Source organism: Aquibium oceanicum (genome assembly GCF_001889605.1).
Classification (GTDB): domain Bacteria; phylum Pseudomonadota; class Alphaproteobacteria; order Rhizobiales; family Rhizobiaceae; genus Aquibium; species Aquibium oceanicum.
The window spans coordinates 310,836-326,448 of sequence record NZ_CP018171.1 but is presented as its reverse complement, the minus strand read 5'-3'; the positions used below and the strand labels follow the sequence as shown (position 1 = coordinate 326,448).

The 15,613-nt window shown below is 62.6% G+C and carries 20 protein-coding genes; 7 read left to right on the top strand and 13 right to left on the bottom strand.

From position 1 onward, the window contains the following. Positions 1–5: 5 nt before the first annotated feature. From BSQ44_RS01620 to BSQ44_RS01595, 6 genes are all read right to left on the bottom strand, one after another. On the bottom strand, positions 6–728 hold the full coding sequence (locus BSQ44_RS01620; protein WP_072601635.1) for a helix-turn-helix transcriptional regulator: 723 nt from the start codon (positions 726–728) through the stop codon (positions 6–8). 27 nt (positions 729–755) lie between these two features. After that, on the bottom strand, positions 756–1,130 hold the full coding sequence (locus BSQ44_RS01615; RefSeq protein ID WP_072601634.1) for a VOC family protein: 375 nt from the start codon (positions 1,128–1,130) through the stop codon (positions 756–758). A gap of 75 nt (positions 1,131–1,205) precedes the next feature. Continuing rightward, positions 1,206–1,397 (bottom strand): hypothetical protein, encoded by a 192-nt coding sequence (locus BSQ44_RS01610; RefSeq protein WP_072601633.1) that lies wholly within the window; start codon positions 1,395–1,397, stop codon positions 1,206–1,208. 81 nt (positions 1,398–1,478) lie between these two features. Continuing rightward, positions 1,479–2,267 (bottom strand): SDR family NAD(P)-dependent oxidoreductase, encoded by a 789-nt coding sequence (locus BSQ44_RS01605; RefSeq protein ID WP_072601632.1) that lies wholly within the window; start codon positions 2,265–2,267, stop codon positions 1,479–1,481. Between the two features lie 208 nt (positions 2,268–2,475). Beyond that, entirely contained in the window at positions 2,476–2,904 is a 429-nt protein-coding gene (locus BSQ44_RS01600) for a carboxymuconolactone decarboxylase family protein (RefSeq protein WP_072601631.1), read from the bottom strand. A gap of 222 nt (positions 2,905–3,126) precedes the next feature. Beyond that, positions 3,127–3,747 (bottom strand): TetR/AcrR family transcriptional regulator, encoded by a 621-nt coding sequence (locus BSQ44_RS01595; RefSeq protein WP_072601630.1) that lies wholly within the window; start codon positions 3,745–3,747, stop codon positions 3,127–3,129. Positions 3,748–3,973: 226 nt separating this feature from the next. Between BSQ44_RS01595 and BSQ44_RS26725 the strand changes: the two genes are divergently transcribed. Beyond that, positions 3,974–4,174, top strand: coding sequence for a hypothetical protein (locus BSQ44_RS26725; RefSeq protein ID WP_157894486.1), 201 nt, complete (start codon positions 3,974–3,976; stop codon positions 4,172–4,174). Positions 4,175–4,183: 9 nt separating this feature from the next. Then, positions 4,184–5,131, top strand: coding sequence for a homocysteine S-methyltransferase family protein (locus tag BSQ44_RS01590; RefSeq protein ID WP_072601629.1), 948 nt, complete (start codon positions 4,184–4,186; stop codon positions 5,129–5,131). Positions 5,132–5,202: 71 nt separating this feature from the next. Here the strand turns inward: BSQ44_RS01590 and BSQ44_RS26230 are convergent, their stop codons facing one another. Next, the gene (locus tag BSQ44_RS26230) at positions 5,203–5,319 is read right to left on the bottom strand and encodes an AsnC family protein (RefSeq protein ID WP_335622616.1); all 117 of its coding nucleotides are present in this window, start codon (positions 5,317–5,319) and stop codon (positions 5,203–5,205) included. Between the two features lie 724 nt (positions 5,320–6,043). On the opposite strand from BSQ44_RS26230, the gene BSQ44_RS27825 reads away from it, so the two are divergent. Together BSQ44_RS27825 and BSQ44_RS27820 are read left to right on the top strand one after the other, a co-directional pair. Continuing rightward, the gene (locus tag BSQ44_RS27825) at positions 6,044–6,322 is read left to right on the top strand and encodes a hypothetical protein (RefSeq protein WP_072601628.1); all 279 of its coding nucleotides are present in this window, start codon (positions 6,044–6,046) and stop codon (positions 6,320–6,322) included. Between the two features lie 279 nt (positions 6,323–6,601). Continuing rightward, positions 6,602–6,919: a hypothetical protein gene (locus tag BSQ44_RS27820; protein ID WP_072601627.1), complete on the top strand. Its 318-nt coding sequence runs from the start codon at positions 6,602–6,604 to the stop codon at positions 6,917–6,919. Between the two features lie 304 nt (positions 6,920–7,223). Here the strand turns inward: BSQ44_RS27820 and BSQ44_RS27315 are convergent, their stop codons facing one another. The 6 genes from BSQ44_RS27315 to BSQ44_RS01545 all read right to left on the bottom strand — a co-directional run bounded on the left by BSQ44_RS27315 (position 7,224) and on the right by BSQ44_RS01545 (position 12,521). Beyond that, positions 7,224–7,916 (bottom strand): IS630 family transposase, encoded by a 693-nt coding sequence (locus BSQ44_RS27315; protein WP_083534341.1) that lies wholly within the window; start codon positions 7,914–7,916, stop codon positions 7,224–7,226. A gap of 33 nt (positions 7,917–7,949) precedes the next feature. Further along, on the bottom strand, positions 7,950–8,183 hold the full coding sequence (locus tag BSQ44_RS27370) for a helix-turn-helix domain-containing protein (protein WP_235633321.1): 234 nt from the start codon (positions 8,181–8,183) through the stop codon (positions 7,950–7,952). Positions 8,184–8,261: 78 nt separating this feature from the next. Further along, a complete protein-coding gene (locus tag BSQ44_RS01560) occupies positions 8,262–10,154 on the bottom strand; it encodes a bifunctional sugar phosphate isomerase/epimerase/4-hydroxyphenylpyruvate dioxygenase family protein (protein WP_072601625.1) in 1,893 nt (630 codons plus the stop codon). After that, positions 10,151–10,999 (bottom strand): shikimate dehydrogenase family protein, encoded by an 849-nt coding sequence (locus BSQ44_RS01555; protein ID WP_072601624.1) that lies wholly within the window; start codon positions 10,997–10,999, stop codon positions 10,151–10,153. Before BSQ44_RS01555 ends, BSQ44_RS01560 begins: the two co-directional genes overlap by 4 nt. Before the next feature lie 110 nt (positions 11,000–11,109). Beyond that, positions 11,110–11,796 carry a GntR family transcriptional regulator gene (locus BSQ44_RS01550; RefSeq protein WP_072601623.1) on the bottom strand — a complete coding sequence of 229 codons (687 nt, stop codon included), beginning with the start codon at positions 11,794–11,796 and terminating at the stop codon, positions 11,110–11,112. Next, positions 11,793–12,521 (bottom strand): GntR family transcriptional regulator, encoded by a 729-nt coding sequence (locus BSQ44_RS01545; RefSeq protein WP_083534338.1) that lies wholly within the window; start codon positions 12,519–12,521, stop codon positions 11,793–11,795. The genes BSQ44_RS01550 and BSQ44_RS01545 overlap by 4 nt, the downstream gene beginning before the upstream one ends. Before the next feature lie 204 nt (positions 12,522–12,725). On the opposite strand from BSQ44_RS01545, the gene BSQ44_RS01540 reads away from it, so the two are divergent. The 3 genes from BSQ44_RS01540 (at position 12,726) to BSQ44_RS01530 (ending at position 15,608) form a co-directional block, all read left to right on the top strand. After that, positions 12,726–13,712 carry a sialic acid TRAP transporter substrate-binding protein SiaP gene (locus tag BSQ44_RS01540; protein ID WP_072601621.1) on the top strand — a complete coding sequence of 329 codons (987 nt, stop codon included), beginning with the start codon at positions 12,726–12,728 and terminating at the stop codon, positions 13,710–13,712. 87 nt (positions 13,713–13,799) lie between these two features. Beyond that, complete coding sequence (locus BSQ44_RS01535) at positions 13,800–14,309, top strand: TRAP transporter small permease (protein ID WP_072601620.1); 510 nt, start codon at positions 13,800–13,802, stop codon at positions 14,307–14,309. Between the two features lie 3 nt (positions 14,310–14,312). Continuing rightward, positions 14,313–15,608 (top strand): TRAP transporter large permease, encoded by a 1,296-nt coding sequence (locus BSQ44_RS01530; RefSeq protein WP_072601619.1) that lies wholly within the window; start codon positions 14,313–14,315, stop codon positions 15,606–15,608. Positions 15,609–15,613 lie beyond the last annotated feature (5 nt).

Here is a 15,613-nt window from a genome sequence, read left to right as displayed (position 1 = left end):
GGCCGCTACAGCGCTTCCCGCGCGGGCCAGTGGTCCGCGCCTGGCGGTTCGCGGCTTTCCATGGAGCGGTAGAAATCGGCGAGCTGCTTGCCGCGCTCCGGCTTGAAGCTGCGGCCCGCCGGCTTCAGCTCCGCGATCCGGTCGATGCGGAAAGCGCGAAAACCCTCGCGCATCTCGCACCAGCCGACCAGCGTCCACACCTTGCCCCAGAACCATAGACCGAGCGGGCGCACGTCGCGCATGGTGCCGCGTCCCGCTTCGTCGCGATAGTCGAGCGTCAACACGGCGCGGGCCTCGATAGCGCGCTCGATGGCGTCAATCGATTCCCGGTCGGACTGGCTCACCACGTAGAGCGGCGCGTGGATTTCGGTGCGCGAGATTCGGTCGCGCTCGGAGTCCGGCAGAACCGCGCCGATCTTGACCAGTGCCTCCTCGGCCGAGCGCGCCATGGCCGCGCCGCCGAAGGCCCTGACCATGCGGGCGCCTGCCACCAGCGCCACGATCTCGTCGCGGGTGAACATCAGCGGCGGCAGGTCGTAGCCGGACCGCATGATGTAGCCGACGCCGGCCTCACCATCGATGGGCACGCCGGTCGACTGGAGGTCGGCGATGTCACGATAGATCGTCCTTTCCGAGACCTCGAGCCATTCGCCGAGGATACGGGCCGTCACGAGACGGCCGCCGCGTAGATGCTGTACGATCTGGAACAGGCGGTCGGCGCGTCTCATGCTCGTTGTATCTCCTGGGACGGTCGATCAGGTCGTGAAGAGGCCGATGCTGTTGCCGTCGGGGTCGAGGCAATAGGCGAAGCGGCCGGCGGGGATGCTGATGACGCGCGACAGAACCTTGCCGCCGTTGGCGGTGACCCGCTCCATCGCCTCCTCGAGCGGTGCTGCGACCGCCAGATGGATGGTGTTGCCCGCGCCGTCAGCCGCCGGCTTGCCGGGATAGATGTGGCCCGAGACGGAGGTTTGGCCCGCGGCCTTGAAGACTGACATGGGGTTCGGGCCCTCGTTCTGGTCGGTCAGTTCGTTCTGCAGCACGGCGCCGTAGAACGTCTTGGCGCGCGCCATGTCGGTCACCGGGATCTCGAACCATACGACTGCATTTTCCGGCACGAAGCTGGTCATGGGTATCTCCTTGGCTGATTAGATATTGGCAGGAAGCTCCTGACAACATCCTGTCAGGAGCAGGCAGGAACGGCTTCACAATCCGAAGGGCGTTCCAGCGCGTCGCGCCTGGCGCGACGGATGCGTGTCGGGCCAGCCGATATCCTTGCGGATGTGCGGCGGAAGGCGGTTGATCAGGCTTTCGGTCCTGACCTCGTCGCGCCAGGCGCGCCAGCCTGCGGCGATACGGCCGACCATTCCAAAATAGGATCGGGGGTTGGCATTCATGACAGTCCTCCATCGAAGCGATTAGTCGACGGAGGGACCTTCGCACGGTGCTCCTGACAGCCTTGCGTCAGGACCCGGAACTCATTCCTCGGGGACAGGAACTGTATAGTTCAGTGGCAGCCGTCCACCGTCGGCATAGACGGTCTGGCCGGTGATGTAGCTCGCCTCGTCGGAGGCCAGGAACACCGCAATCGCGGCGATCTCGGCGGGTTCGCCTATGCGCCCGAGCGGCGTGCGGGAGAGGATCCGGTTGCGCGCGGCCGGATCGGAATTCACGCTCGACAGCATGTCGGTCATGATCGAGCCCGGCCCGATCGCATTGACGCGGATGCCGTAGGGCGCCAGCGACAAAGCCATGGCCTTGGTCAGCTGGTTCACGCCGCCCTTCGACACCGAATAGGGGATCTGGTTGGCGATCGCGAAGACGGCGTTGATCGACGACATGTTGACGATCGAACCGGGAGTGCCGCCATTGCTGACCTTCTCGACCATGTGGCGCGCCACCGCCTGGCCGGCGAGGAAAGTGCCCTTCAGGTTCACGTTCAGCACGCGGTCGAAATCCTCTTCGCCCAGGTCGAGGAAGTCTGCCCCGTGAACAATGCCGGCATTGTTGACGAGGATGTCGATGTCGCCATAGGCGTCGATCGCCGCGGCCACGAGGTTGTGCACGTCGAGGCGCCGCCCGACATCGGCCTTCATGTACTGCACCTCGCCGAGCCGGGCGAGATCCTTCTCCGCCGCGGCTCCCTTCTCGGTGTCGACGTCGGCGATCACCACCTTTGCCTTCTCGCGCAGGAAGCGCTCGGCAATGGCATAGCCGATGCCGCCCGCGGCTCCGGTGACGATGGCGACTTTCCCGTCGAGTGGCATGCGGCGCTCCCTGACCTTCGCGTATCGCCACCTTATAGCCGCCGTCGCCCGCAGGAACCAGTGGCCGCGACCCCCGGGCAAGAGGAATGCGACGGCCGGCACGGCAGAGACGGCATGGCGTCAAGGGATAGGTAGGCCAGAAGTGTCGCACCCTCCCCGCATCCCGCGGGAAGGGTGCTCCTCGCGCTGCGGCTTGACCCGAAAGGTCTCAGGAGCCGCCCATCTCAGCCTTGAATTCATCGAAGTCGATCTGCAGGCCGTTGAGGATGGTCGACCAGTGGCGCGTCAGCGCGGCCTGGCCGACTGCCTCCTTGATCTCGCCTTCGGTCGCCCCGGCGGCGCGGGCGGCTTCGGTGTCGGCGAAGACGCAGTAACGGCAGGGAATCTGCGCTCCCACGGCGATGTTGATGAGCGCCTTGACCTTCGGGGACAGTTCCGTCCGGTCGCTGAACTCCATGTCGCGGGTCATGATCCAGGCACCCCGAATACCGTGCTCGGGATACTGCTGCATGAAGGTCGGTACAAAACCGAAAGCCTCCTTGATCTCGGAATAGGTTTCCGCGGCGCTTTCCTGCGCGTTGGCCGGTGCCGTGATGGCGGCCAGCGCAAAGGCGGTGGCCATGACGAAAGGTCTCATTTCTCTTCTCCTGAAACGGGTTTGCTTGTGAGCGCCGGGCGGCTCGTCCGGGCTGGCGACTTTCTGGACGAAGCGGCCTCCCGAACCTAGTCGACCGCTGGTCGGGGCAGCCGACGACACGGAAAGTCTATTGAAAACAGGAGGATGGTATGAGGCTCGAGCAGCCGCCCTCGTTCGCCCGGCTGCCCGACTGGACTGGCGGTACAGCAGGATGATCCTGGCTCAGCCCTGGCCGGGGGCGGTGAACAGGAGCTTGATGTAGGATCGCAGCAGGACGATCTGCTCGGGCAGCACCTTGGGCTCGCCGACCGCGCGCGACATCACGATGCCTCCCTCGACGGTGCTGGAGATCATGTCGGCGACCGCTCTCAGATCCACGTCGTCGCGCGGGGGATAGATTGCCGCGATCTCCTGGAGCATGCCGAGAAAGCGTTCGCGCCATATCAGGATGGCCTGCCGGTTCAGTGTCCTCACTTCCCGGTCGAACATCCTCTCCGAATAGGCAACGGTCGCCACCAGACAGCCGGGATGGCCGTTGGGAAGATCCGCCATCATCTCCGACAGCATCTTCAGCCCGATGAGGAACGAGTGCAGCGGATCGCCGTGCAATTCCCTCGCGCGGGTGAACACGGTGTCGAGGAGGGCTTCCTCGGTGTCGAGGTAGCGTTGCAGAAGCGCCCGGGCGAGCTCGTTCTTGTCCTTGAAGTGATAGAAGAAGCCGCTCTTGGTGATGTCCGCCTCGGCGATGATCTCATCGATCGAGGTCGCGCCGAAGCCTTTCGACAGGATGCCCGACTCGGCGATGTCGAGGATGAGCTCCCGTTTGGACTTGACCCTTTCCATGCAGTCTCCCGCATCCAGCGACTGTACCGTGGGTAGAGTCGCAGCCCGGAAACCGGTTCCGCAGCGGCACGCCGCTGGATCAGCATATTGAGAATGCTGAGGTTTCCGCGCGTCCGTCGAACCCGACCATCGGTCTTCTATCGCGCACGGCGCGGGCGGTCCACCATTTGCATCATCGGCGCATACGAACGTTCCGCGCCAGAACGATAGCAGAAGGCCATCCACGATGCTCAGCAAAACCTTCCTCGGTCAAGAAGAACCGAATTTCGCGCGACGATGTCTCGGCGCACTCGGCTCAGCCTTTGTCCATCCGAGCCGTCGATGCGGTCAAGTGGCGAATTTGGATCAGCTCGACAACATCCTGCGCCGTGACATCGGATTGCCGCCGCGCGGACTGCCGATCCGGCAGGCCCGCTATCACTGGTAGGAGACGATCATGACCCACACGACTTTCCCCGCGCCCCGTCCGGGCCGCTACTTCCTGACCGAAGGCGGCATAGAAACCGAGATCATGTACAAATGGGGCTTCGACCTGCCCGAGTTCGCGATGTATCCGCTTCTGGAGAAGCGCGACTCCGCGGAGGCGATCCGCGGTATGTACCGCCGTTATCTCGACGTCGTGGCAAGGCACGGCCATTGTGCGCTGATCGGCGGGTTCGACTACCGCGCCAGCCCCGACTGGGGCGCCAAGCTCGGCTATTCGCCCGCCGCGCTGGCCGAGGCCAATCTGCGCTCGATCCAGTTCCTGCGCGACGTTGCCGCCGACTACGCTGGCCAGATCCCGCGGGCGCTGTTCTCCGGTTATGTCGGCCCGCGCGGCGATGCCTACAGCCTGAACCGCGGTACGACGATCTCCGAGGCCGAGGAGTATCACAGCGTCCAGCTGGAGACCCTGAAGAAGGCCGAGGTCGACCTCGCCTGGGCGGTCACGTTCAACAATCCGGCCGAGGCGATCGGCGTGGTCCGGGCGGCCCGCCGCATCGGCCTTCCCGTTGCCGTGTCGTTCTCGCTCGACAGTTCGCACCGCCTGTCCTCGGGCATCGCGCTTGCCGAGGCGATCGCCATGGTGGATGCCGCGACCGATGGCTACCCCGCCTTCTTCTCGCTCAACTGCTCGCATCCCTTCGAGTTCGAGCCGGCGCTCGATGGCGGCGGCTGGACGCGGCGTATCCGCTCGATCCGGCCGAACGCCGCTAAGATGGACAAGATCGCGCTCTGCAAGCTCGGCCATCTCGAGGAAGGCGACCCGGAAGAGCTTGGCCGCCTGATGGCCGACGTCGGTCGACGCTATCCGCACATGGACATCTGGGGCGGCTGCTGCGGCACCGGGCACGTGCATCTGGAGGAGATTGCGCGCCACCTGCCACAGCCGGTGCCGACATGAACGTCGAGATGCTTAGGGCGACACGCCGTCCTGCCGGACCTACGTCCACGCCAACAATGCCGGCGCGTCGATCACGCCACGCTCTTCAAGCAGCTTTGCGCGGCGAAGGCACGGGATGGCGACAAGCCGACCTGCGCGGCAAGATCGACATTGCTGAGCCGGCCATCGTCTTGAAGAGCCGCAATCATCTTTAGGTCGATTTCATCCGTGGGTCTGTCTATAACAGGCGTTGTAGAGCGCAATGAATCTAAACGCTTGCTGAAAACGCTGGCGGAGCGGGGTGCGCCATCGGCAGAAAGATCACTAAGATATCAATTATTTACGCTGATTGAGGTGATGTTTTGTATAGCAAAGTGCGATGCACGAAAACCGAGGAATGCTTCCAGCTTCTTAATAGTTGTCCGGGCTTTTTGCGACGACAGACGGTTTCGGTCCTGATGCTAGCGCAGAGATCGTCGAAACATCAAAGTAAGTCAATCACCTTTCAAATGCAAGATAAACTCGTATATGCATTAACATTATAGTTTACGTTTAATATCTCAATATCATAAATCAAATTGAAATATAATCATTTTTACTATTCACATATTGGCTGTTTCGTTAAATCCGCTATGGATCCTTAATGGAATAATATGCTTATTAATACCAAAACATATTTGAAAGGAAGATTAGGAATATATAAGGAGACTGCCTTTGCGCAAGTGGACAAAGCAAACTTCCCCGGTGAAGTACCTGACTTTCCGTACCCCGCCCCGACATAGGACTCGGATCGATTGAACTCCACTATGACTGCATTGCTTCGATTCTCAGGGTCCTAGGAAAAGCTCCGCCGCCATCTAACCGTGATCGCTTTTAGGTAGCGACCCTGCAAATCCACCTCGAAAGAAGAAGTCATCTTGTGCTGGCGAGGTAATGCGCGCGATAGCGTCGCGGCCGCAATCTGTTTGCCACCGCGGCAACAAGATCGTGTCCTCGATCACCAGCGAAATCGAGACCATCGAGCGGGACAGAGCGATTCTGAAACCCCCGAGCTCGCTTGGTGCTTGGAAAGCCTATCATCGCGGGCTTTGGTATATGTACCGGTTCACGCGGACCGAGAACGAATTGGCGCAGCACTTCTTCGATATGTCGATACGGCTCGATCCGGGCTCCGCGCGTGCCCACGCCGGCATATCGTTCACGCATTGGTAAAGCGCTTTTCAGCGATGGGCCGATCGTGAGACCGAGACGGAACTGGCTTTAGCAACGGCTGCCCGAAGTCTGAGCGTCGACGACCTCAATCCAGCCGCGCATCTGACCATGGGGCGCGCGATGTGGCTACAGGGCGAGGCGAAAGAAGGAATCGTTTCGCCCGACCGGGCGCTGGACCTCAGTCCCAACTTCGCCTTGGGCCATTATGCGCTCTCTTTCGTGCAGGCCCAGTCCGGCGATCCGGAGGTGGCTATTAGCGCCTCGGATCGGTAACGCCTTTTGAGTCCGTTCGATCCCCTCCTCTTCAAGATGCTGGGCACCCGGGCTCTGGCCCATGCCCGGCTCGGTCATTTCGACGAGGCCGCCGAATGGGCGGTGAAGGCGGCGGCTCGGCTCAATGCCTACGCGAATATCCTCGCCATCGCCGCGCACTGCCTCGCCCTTGCCGGACGGCAGCGAGAAGCCTCTGCGTACACCCTCACCATCCACGCCATGCTCCCGGATTACAGGACGACCGATTTCCTCGATGCCTTCCGGTTCACCAAAGAAGTCGAAGTGATGTTTCGCAGTCTCAGCGGCCAAATTGGAATGGCATAGAAGGTTCTGCCGCGCAGAGGACGATCGGCTTCCCGCATGTCCTTTCGACATCAGGCTTCGGTCGCTTTCTAGACGGGAGACAGGTGAAAGACATCGATGGCTTTAGCTTTCGGTTGATGGCAGCTTACGGTGAACAGTTTGATTAGTTGAACCGGCCGGAATGGGACGCGTTTCCGACCTTCCCGACAAAGTCTGGGCAATCATTTCCCAGCGGGTCTGAGCCATCCGCGATAGCTGTCCAGATCGGAATACATGCAGGTCCGCTTTACTAAGCCTTCGCGACCTTTCCTACGTGGCACCTGCCCTAAAGCCTGTTGCATCTAATCCCCTCATAGCCTGCTGCCTTGAAGAAGTTTCGGCATTGTTGTGGATCGAACAGGTCGCAGATGTCGCCGACCGCTGTCGAGATGCCGTCGAAGGTTCTGGCGGCCTTCTTGCGCAGGAGTGCCTTGAGCTTGGAGAACGCCATTTCGATCGGGTTGAGGTCGGGCGAGTAGGGTGGCAGGAACAGCAGCCATGCGCCGCGCTGGCGCACGGGGTCTGCGGCACGTTCGTTCTTATGGAAGCCGACATTGTCGAGGATGACCACGTCGCCTGGGTGAGTTCCGGCACCAGCTGGGTCTCGACGTAGCGTTCGAATATCTCGCCGTTCATGGCGCCCTCGACGATCCATGGCGGCCACGAGGCCATGGCTGCGCAGGCCGGCGACGAAAGTCTGCGTGCGCCAGTGTCCGAAGGGCGCGTGTGTCAGGTAGCGCTCTCCCTTCAGCGACCAGCCTGTGCGCTTGGTCAGCCTGGTGTTGGTCGAGGTCTCGTCGATTAAGACGAGGCGGGGCAAGGCTTTGGCGAAGAACGGTTTTCGGCCCGCCGTCCAGAGCCTGCGCGCAGCCCGGACCTCAGATCGCAGCTGCTCGCTGGCGCGTAGCGCTTTTTTTGTGGCTGAGCCCGAGGCGGTGCAGCAGGCGAGCCACGTTCGAGCGGTGGACGACCACGCCACGCACCTCCAGTTCCACGCACAGTTCGTCCAGCGTCAGATCCCCGGTCGCGGCCATCCGCTCGCGCACGAAGGCGGCGTGCTGCGAAAGCTTGCCGCGTGCCCCTGCCGGCGCGGCTCCAGCGAGCCGGTTTCCCGCCGCCGTTTCATGAAGTCGTTCACGAAGCGGGGTGAAACCAGGAAGTGCCGCGCCGCTTCACGGTGGCCATGACCTTCGTCGACAAACCCGGCAACACGCTCACGCAACGCCATCGGGTGCGGCTTGCCCATCGCGATTCTCCTTCGAACCGCAGTGAATCACCTCAGAACCGCGCTGGGAATCCTGAATCAGGTCAATGGCGACACGCTTCAGACCTTCGGCATGCCTTTCGGACGCATCCTGCGCTTCTGGGCTGCAATACGGAAAGGGGCGTTTGGGCCGCCATAGCCGCTGTAGCCGCCTCGGCGCTCGACGATCTCGAAGAAGAAACCTTCCCCGAACATGGGGCTGTAAATCTGGAAGTACTCGGCGGTTCCATCCCGGTCATAGAGGATGTTCTCGGCGCGCAGTCGGTCCGCAAGTTCGGGTTCCAGGCCGAAACGCGCTTCCAGATCGTCGTAGGAGTTGCGCGAGATCGCGAGTGGCTCCAGCCCGTTGCGTCTCAGAGCAGCGGCGGCCGCAAAGATGTCGTTGGTGCGGAATGCCAGGTGCTGAATGCCCGACCCGAAGCTTTCGGCGATGAAATGCCCGGCAAGTGTGCGACGGTTCTCCGCCCCGTTGAGTGTGAGACGCAGAGAGCCGTCGCCATTCCCGATGGCCTGGCTGCGCACCAGGCCTGCCGGGTCCACGATGTCGACCATCGGCGTCTTCCGGGTCCGGAAGATCGCCGTGTAGAAGAGCACCCAGCTCAACATCTCTTCGTAGGCCATCGTCTGGGCGACATGGTCGACGGCCGCCAGGCCGACGTCAGCTCCGGCGGTCTCGTCCTCGACCGGCTCGAATTCGATGTCCCAGACCTTGGCGAGATCCGACGTCGCGTCGATGAAGTAGATGATGCCGCCGCCTACGCCACGAATGGCGGGGATCGTCAGTTCACCCGGTCCGGGCGCCTGATGGAAAACCTCGGCACCCAGCGCTGTCGCTCGTGCAACGGTCGCCCGTGCGTCCTCCACCTTGAGCCCCAGCGCATAGGCCGAGGAGCCGTGGACGAGATAGGAGGAGTGGGCGAAGCCCTTCCGCTCCGTGTTGATGACCAGATTGACGTCGCCCTGTCGGAAGAGCGTGACATCCTTCGTTTTGTGGCGTCCCGCCCTCCGGAAACCCATCGCGACCAGAACGGAAGCGAGTTCCTGCGATTCCTCCTCGTCCGCGGTGAATTCTACGAACTCTACACCCTGCGCTTCGATCCGATCCGGCATTTCTGGAACCGGTATGGCTACGCCGGGCTCGGTACGCCTAACCTGGTCCATCAGGTAGACGAGCGAACGATGTCCGTCGACCGAGACCGATTTCGGAGAGCCGCCGCGGAACTGGTCGTTGAATATCTCCAGCGAGAGCGTTCCCGAATACCCCGTCGCCGCGACCGCCCGCATGAACGCCGCCACCGGCAAGTCGCCCTCGCCTGGCATGTTCCGGAAATGGCGGCTCCAGTAGAGCAGGTCCATCTCGATCAGAGGCGCGTCAGCGAGTTGGACGATGAAGATGCGGTCACCCGGTATGGAACGGATCGTATCCGGATCGATCCTGCGGGCGAGCGTGTGGAAAGAATCAAGGATGAGTCCAATGTTCTTCTGATCGGCGCGCCGTACTATCTCCCAGGCATCCCGGTGATCGCTGACATGCCTGCCCCAGGCCAGCGCCTCGAAGCCGACACGCATTCCCCTCCGTTCCGCGCGCTCTCCGAGCTCACGGAAATCCGCCGCAGCACGGTCGATGCCGCCAAGTGACAGCGGGGAGGCGTTCGAGCAGACCAGCATGAGGTCGGTGCCCAGTTCCGCCATCAGGTCGAACTTGCGCTCGGCGCGGTCGAAGGTCCGGCCGCGCTGCGGCTCCGGCATTCCCTCGAAGTCGCGGAACGGCTGGAAAAGCGTAATCTCGAGCCCGTGATCACGCACCATCCGGCCCACGTCGGCCGGCGAGCCATCGAAGGCGAGGAAGTCGTTCTCGAAGATCTCGACCCCGTCGAAGCCCGCGGCCGCGATGGCCGAGAGTTTCTCTGGCAAGTCGCCACTGATGGAGACGGTCGCTATCGAGGTCTTCATGCGTAGAGCTTTTCGTCGCTTGTCTCCAAGGCTCGGCGCAGTTCCGCTACGTCCACGTCTTCGCCCGTGAACAGACGAAAGGCGTGGACACCCTGATGGAAGAAGAGCTCCCACCCGCTCATGACGGACAGCCCCGTATCCGAGGCCAGCTTCAGGAACTCTGTCTCAACGGGCGTGTAGACCGCGTCAAACGCCCACTTCGCTGTTCGCATATGCTCCAGGTCGATTGCGGTTCCGGGATAGCCGCTCATGCCAAGCGGCGTGCAGTTTACGAGCCCGTCCGCGCCATCGGCAGCGACCGCGATGGAGGGCGCGGTGGTTACATGCATCGGCAGATCAGGATCTGAAAGCACCCTCGCCAGATCCTCTGCTTTGTGACGGTCCTGGTCGAAAAACCGCAGTTCGGTCGCCCCCAGTCTCGTCAGGGCGAAAGCTATCGCCTTCCCCACGCCGCCAGCCCCTGCTACGGCGACTTTGCCTGGTGAGCCGTCACCGAAGGCGGCACGGTACGCTGACACGAAGCCGGAGAAGTCCGTGTTGTAACCGAGCGGGCGCTGATCACCGAATACCACTGTGTTGCAGGCCCGCATCCTTTCCGTCAGCGGATCCGGCACCGCAACCCGGTGCACGACAACCTCCTTGTAGGGGTAGGTTATGTTGATGCCGCGGTAGCCTTCCCGCACGCAGCTATCCAGCACCGCATCGAAATCGAGCCCGAGGAGCGCGGGGATCAGCCGCTCGTAAGACACCTCGATGCCGCACAGCTTCCCTGCCAGGACGTGCAGGCGTGGAGACTGCGAGCGCGTGATGTTGTCGCCGATCAGCCCGAGTTTGACGACGGCCACGGTCCCTACCTTGCATCCGTTGACGGGACTGGCAGGGTACGCTCTCGCTAAGCCATTCGCAACACACAAAAAGAGTTCTGTCGGATGATTTCTGTTTCGTATGTTTCTTTCTAGCGGATGGTTCCTGTCGCGAGCGCGTGTTCGACGCCTCCCTCCACGTGCCGTACCAGCACCTCCCGTGCCCTGGCCGCATCCCGTTCGAGAGCCGAATCGTGCATGATCTGGTGTTCCTCGGCGGCGATGTCGCCCCGGAAGGACAGCGCGATCATCTGGTAACGCAGATACTTGTCGAATACGGCCGCGTGGGTCTCCATGAGCACCGAGGAGCCACAGGCCGAGATCAGCGCCTGGTGGAATTCCCAGTCGTATCGCTTCCAAAGTTCCGTCTCGGAGCGGTCTCCCGCGCGCATGCGCCTTTCGAGGCTGGCGAGCTTGTGGTGCGCTGCCACCACGCGGCCTTCCCATTCCATGTCGCCGGCTGAAAAGGACTCCTCCAGTGCATGGCCTTCCAGCAAGAGGCGCAGCGCCGCGATCTCGCGCAGGTTCTCCACCGAAACCGGGGCCACCTCGAAGCCGCGCTGTCCCTCGGCGACCACCAGGCTTTCGGACGAAAGGCGGTTCAGGATCTCCCGCAGCGTGCTGATGCTCGCGCCGTAGCTGTCGCGCAGGCGCTCCAGTTTCAGCTTCTGCCGCGGCGGCAAGCGACCGAAAATGATGTCCGATCGAATCCGACGATACGCGCTTTCTCCGATGGTCGGCAGCGGTTCGGCATGAAGCGGTTCGTCGGCGTGTTTCATGGGACGGTGTTAATGTCGGATGACGCGGCGGGCAATGCAGGCCTGGCATCGCCGTCGCCGACAAGGCCGTTGCGCACCGTGTGTTCGACGCAGGCGTTGATGTGGCGCCCGAGAACAGCCGCGGCCCCCGCATGGTCGCGGTCCATGGCGAAGGTCAGCAGTTGCCGATGCTCGGTGGCGGCTTCGTCGCCACGATAGATCACCGCGATCATCTGGTAGCGCAGGTAGTGGTCGAAGATCTGCCGATGCGCCGACATCAGTTCCCGCGAGCCTGAGGCGGAGATCAGCGCGGCGTGGAATTCGCTGTCGTAGCGCTTCCATTCCTCGGTGCCGCTGCGGTCGCCCGACGCCATGCGTACCTCCATGCGTGCCAGCTTGTGGTGGGCGGCGAGCACCCGTCCCTCCCACTCGACGTCGCCGTTCTGGAAGGATTCCTTTAGCGCGTGGCCTTCGAGAAGCTCGCGCATCTGCGCCACTTCGCGAAAATGCCGCTGCGAGACCGGCGCGACCGAGAACCCGCGCTGCTCCTCGGCGATCACCAGCCGCTCGGATGAGAGCCGGTTCAGGATCTCCCGCAACGTGCTGACGCTGGCATTGTAAACCTCCCGCAGCCGCTCCAACCGCATGCGCGAGCCGGGAAGCAGTTTCCCGAAGACGATGTCGTGGCGGATCTGCCGGTATGCCCATTCGCCGGCGGTATCCTGCATGGTCACGGTTGCCGACATCACCACTTCCTTTCTTCCTCCCCATCCTGACTACGCCCCGGCGGTTTCGCCTTCAAGGGCCGGCAACGACAAATGATGGAATGAAAAATATATGACAATTAAAGAAACGCCTATTGATCGAGGTTCTCTCTAGTGGCATGAGTCCGCCATCGACGGCCTTCCCGAGGGTTGCCGTCGCCCATGAGCTGGCCAGGGAGGATTGCCATGATCGACTTCACCAGACGGACCTTGTTGGCGGCGGGTGCCGCCGTGGCGCTTGCCGCATTCGGCGGCTCCGCGGTCGCGCAGGACAAGATCCCCTTGCGCTTCTCCGCCGTCTTCTCCGAACAGGACATCCGTGCGAACATGATGAAGAAGTTCGCCGAGGAGATCGGCGACGGCTTCGACTACCAAGGCTATTACGGCGGCACGCTGTTCAAACAGGGCACCGAACTCGTCGCGCTCCAGCGCGGCAACCTCGAGATGGGCAATATCGCGCCGCAGGACATCTCCAACCAGATCCCCGCGTGGTCGATCCTGACCTCGGCCTACCTGTTCCGCGACTCCGACCATCTGCGCACCTTCTTCGACAGCGACGTCGGGCAGGAGATGAAGCAGATGGCCGAGGACCAACTCAACGTGAAGATTCTGGGCCCGACCTACTTCGGCACCAGGCAGGTCGGCTTGAGTATCGACAAGAAGATCAGCACGCCCGAGGACATGGCTGGCGTGAAGCTGCGCATGCCGGGTGGCGATGCCTGGCAGTTCCTGGGTCAGGCGCTTGGCGCAAACCCTGTGCCGATGGCCTACGCCGAAGTCTACACCGGCCTCCAGACCGGCGCGATCGACGGCCAGGACAATCCGCTGCCGAACGTCCAGAACATGAAGTTCTACGAGGTGATGAAACAGATCGCGCTGACATCGCATCTCGTGGGCTATGACCTGCTCACCATATCGCTCGACGCCTGGAACAAGCTTACTCCCGAGCAGCAGGAGAAGGTGCAGGCCGCCGCGGATTCGGCAATCGAATGGAGCACGGCCGAGCACCTGAAGCGCGAGGACGAACTCGCGGCATTCTTCAAGGAACAGGGTCTCGATCTCTACAAGCCGGACGTCGACGCCTTCCGCCAGCATGCGCAGAAGATGTATCTGGAATCCGATCTGGCGAAGGATTGGCCCGAGGGCATGCTCGACAAGATCAACGCCCTCTGATCAACCGGCACAATGGGCGTGGTCTTCCTTGGGGTGGACCACGCTTCTATGGAACGGCGCTAGCGTCGCCATCGCCCATGGGGAGGGATGCGGGTGTCACGGATTACCGGGTTTCTCTACCGGCGGGCGGAGAACCTGCTGGCGCTGATGCTGGCGGTGATGTTCCTCGCCTTCATCGCCCAGATCGTCTTCCGCTATGTGCTTAACCTGCCAATCGGCGGGACGCTGGAGCTCACGGTCGTCATGTGGCTCTGGCTCGTGCTGTGGGGGGCGGCGCTCGTGCTGCGCGAGGACGAGGAAATCCGTTTCGATCTTCTCTTCGGTTCGGTCGGACCGCGGGCGAGGGGGGTGATGGCCGCCATCACCGCGCTCGCCCTCCTGGCGCTCTACGTGTTCTCGCTTCCCGCCGTGGTCGACTACGTGACCTTCATGAAGGTCCAGAAGACGGCCTACATGAAGATCCGCTTCGACTACCTTTTCTCGATCTACCTCATTTTCGTCGTCGCCGTGATCTGCCGGTATGCCTGGATCCTGTGGAAGGCGCTGCGGCTCGTCGGGCGTCCGCACGATGCTCCGGCGACCCGGTCGGAAGGCTGAGGCATGCCCGATCCCTTCCTCACTTGTGTTCTGGCGATCGTTCTGCTCAGCCTGCTCGGGCTGCCGATCGGCCATGCCATGATCGCCTCCTCGATCCTCTATCTCTACCTCGCCGGGCTCGACATGGGCACGGCCGCCGAGCAGCTGCTCAACGGCATGTATACCAGCTACATCCTTCTGGCGGTGCCTCTCTTCATCCTGTCGGCGGAGATCATGAACAGCGGCACCATGACGGAGCGACTGCTGCGCTTCTGCAACGCTCTGGTGGGGCGTTTCCGCGGCGGGCTCGCGCAGGTCAATGTCGTCCAGTCGATCATCTTTGCAGGCATGTCGGGCTCGGCGATCGCCGATGCCGCCGGCACCGGCAAGATGATGCAGAAGATGATGACGGACGGCCGGCGGTATCCGCCGAGCTTCGCCGCCGCGCTGACAGCGGCCACCGCCGTGATCGGACCGATCATCCCGCCTTCGATCCCCGTCGTGCTCTATGCGCTCGTCTCCGACGCGTCGATCGGGTACCTCTTTCTCGGCGGCATGCTGCCGGGCCTCCTCATGGGCCTGATGATGATGGCGCTGGTGGTCTGGGTGGCGCGACGGCGCGGCTTCCCCGTCGAGGACCCGGTGCCGCTGCGCCAGATCCCTGCCATCACCATCCGCGCCCTGCCGGCGCTGTTCATGCCCGTCGTCCTGCTCGGCGGCATATACTCCGGCGTCACGACGCCCACGGAGGCCGCGGCCATCGCGGCTGCCTACGCCTTCCTCATTTCAGCGGTCCTGTACCGGACCGTAACCCTGCGCAGCACCTACGCGACGCTCCTGTCCAGCGCCCGCACGACCGCGTCGATCGGCATGCTGATCGCGGGCGCGCTCGTATTCAACTATGTCGTCACCGTCGAGAACATCCCGCGCGCGCTCACGGTCTTCCTGCAGGGTTTCGATCTCTCGCCGACCGGGTTCCTGATCCTCGTCAACCTGCTCCTGCTGGTGCTGGGCTGTCTGCTGGAGGGGACGACGATCATCCTGATCGTGCTTCCGGTGCTCATCCCCACGGCCAACGCGCTCGGCGTGGACCTCGTCCATTTCGGCATCGTGTGCGTCGTCAACATCATGATCGGGCTGATAACGCCGCCCTACGGGCTGCTGCTCTTCATCATGACCAACATCGGTCAGGTCTCCCTGCGCTCGCTGGTCGGTGAGATCATGCCGTTCCTCTACGCGATGCTGGCTTCGCTGGCGCTCATCACCTTCTTCCCGGACATCGTCCTCTTCTTACCGCGCCTTCTCGGCTACCAGGGCTGAACCTT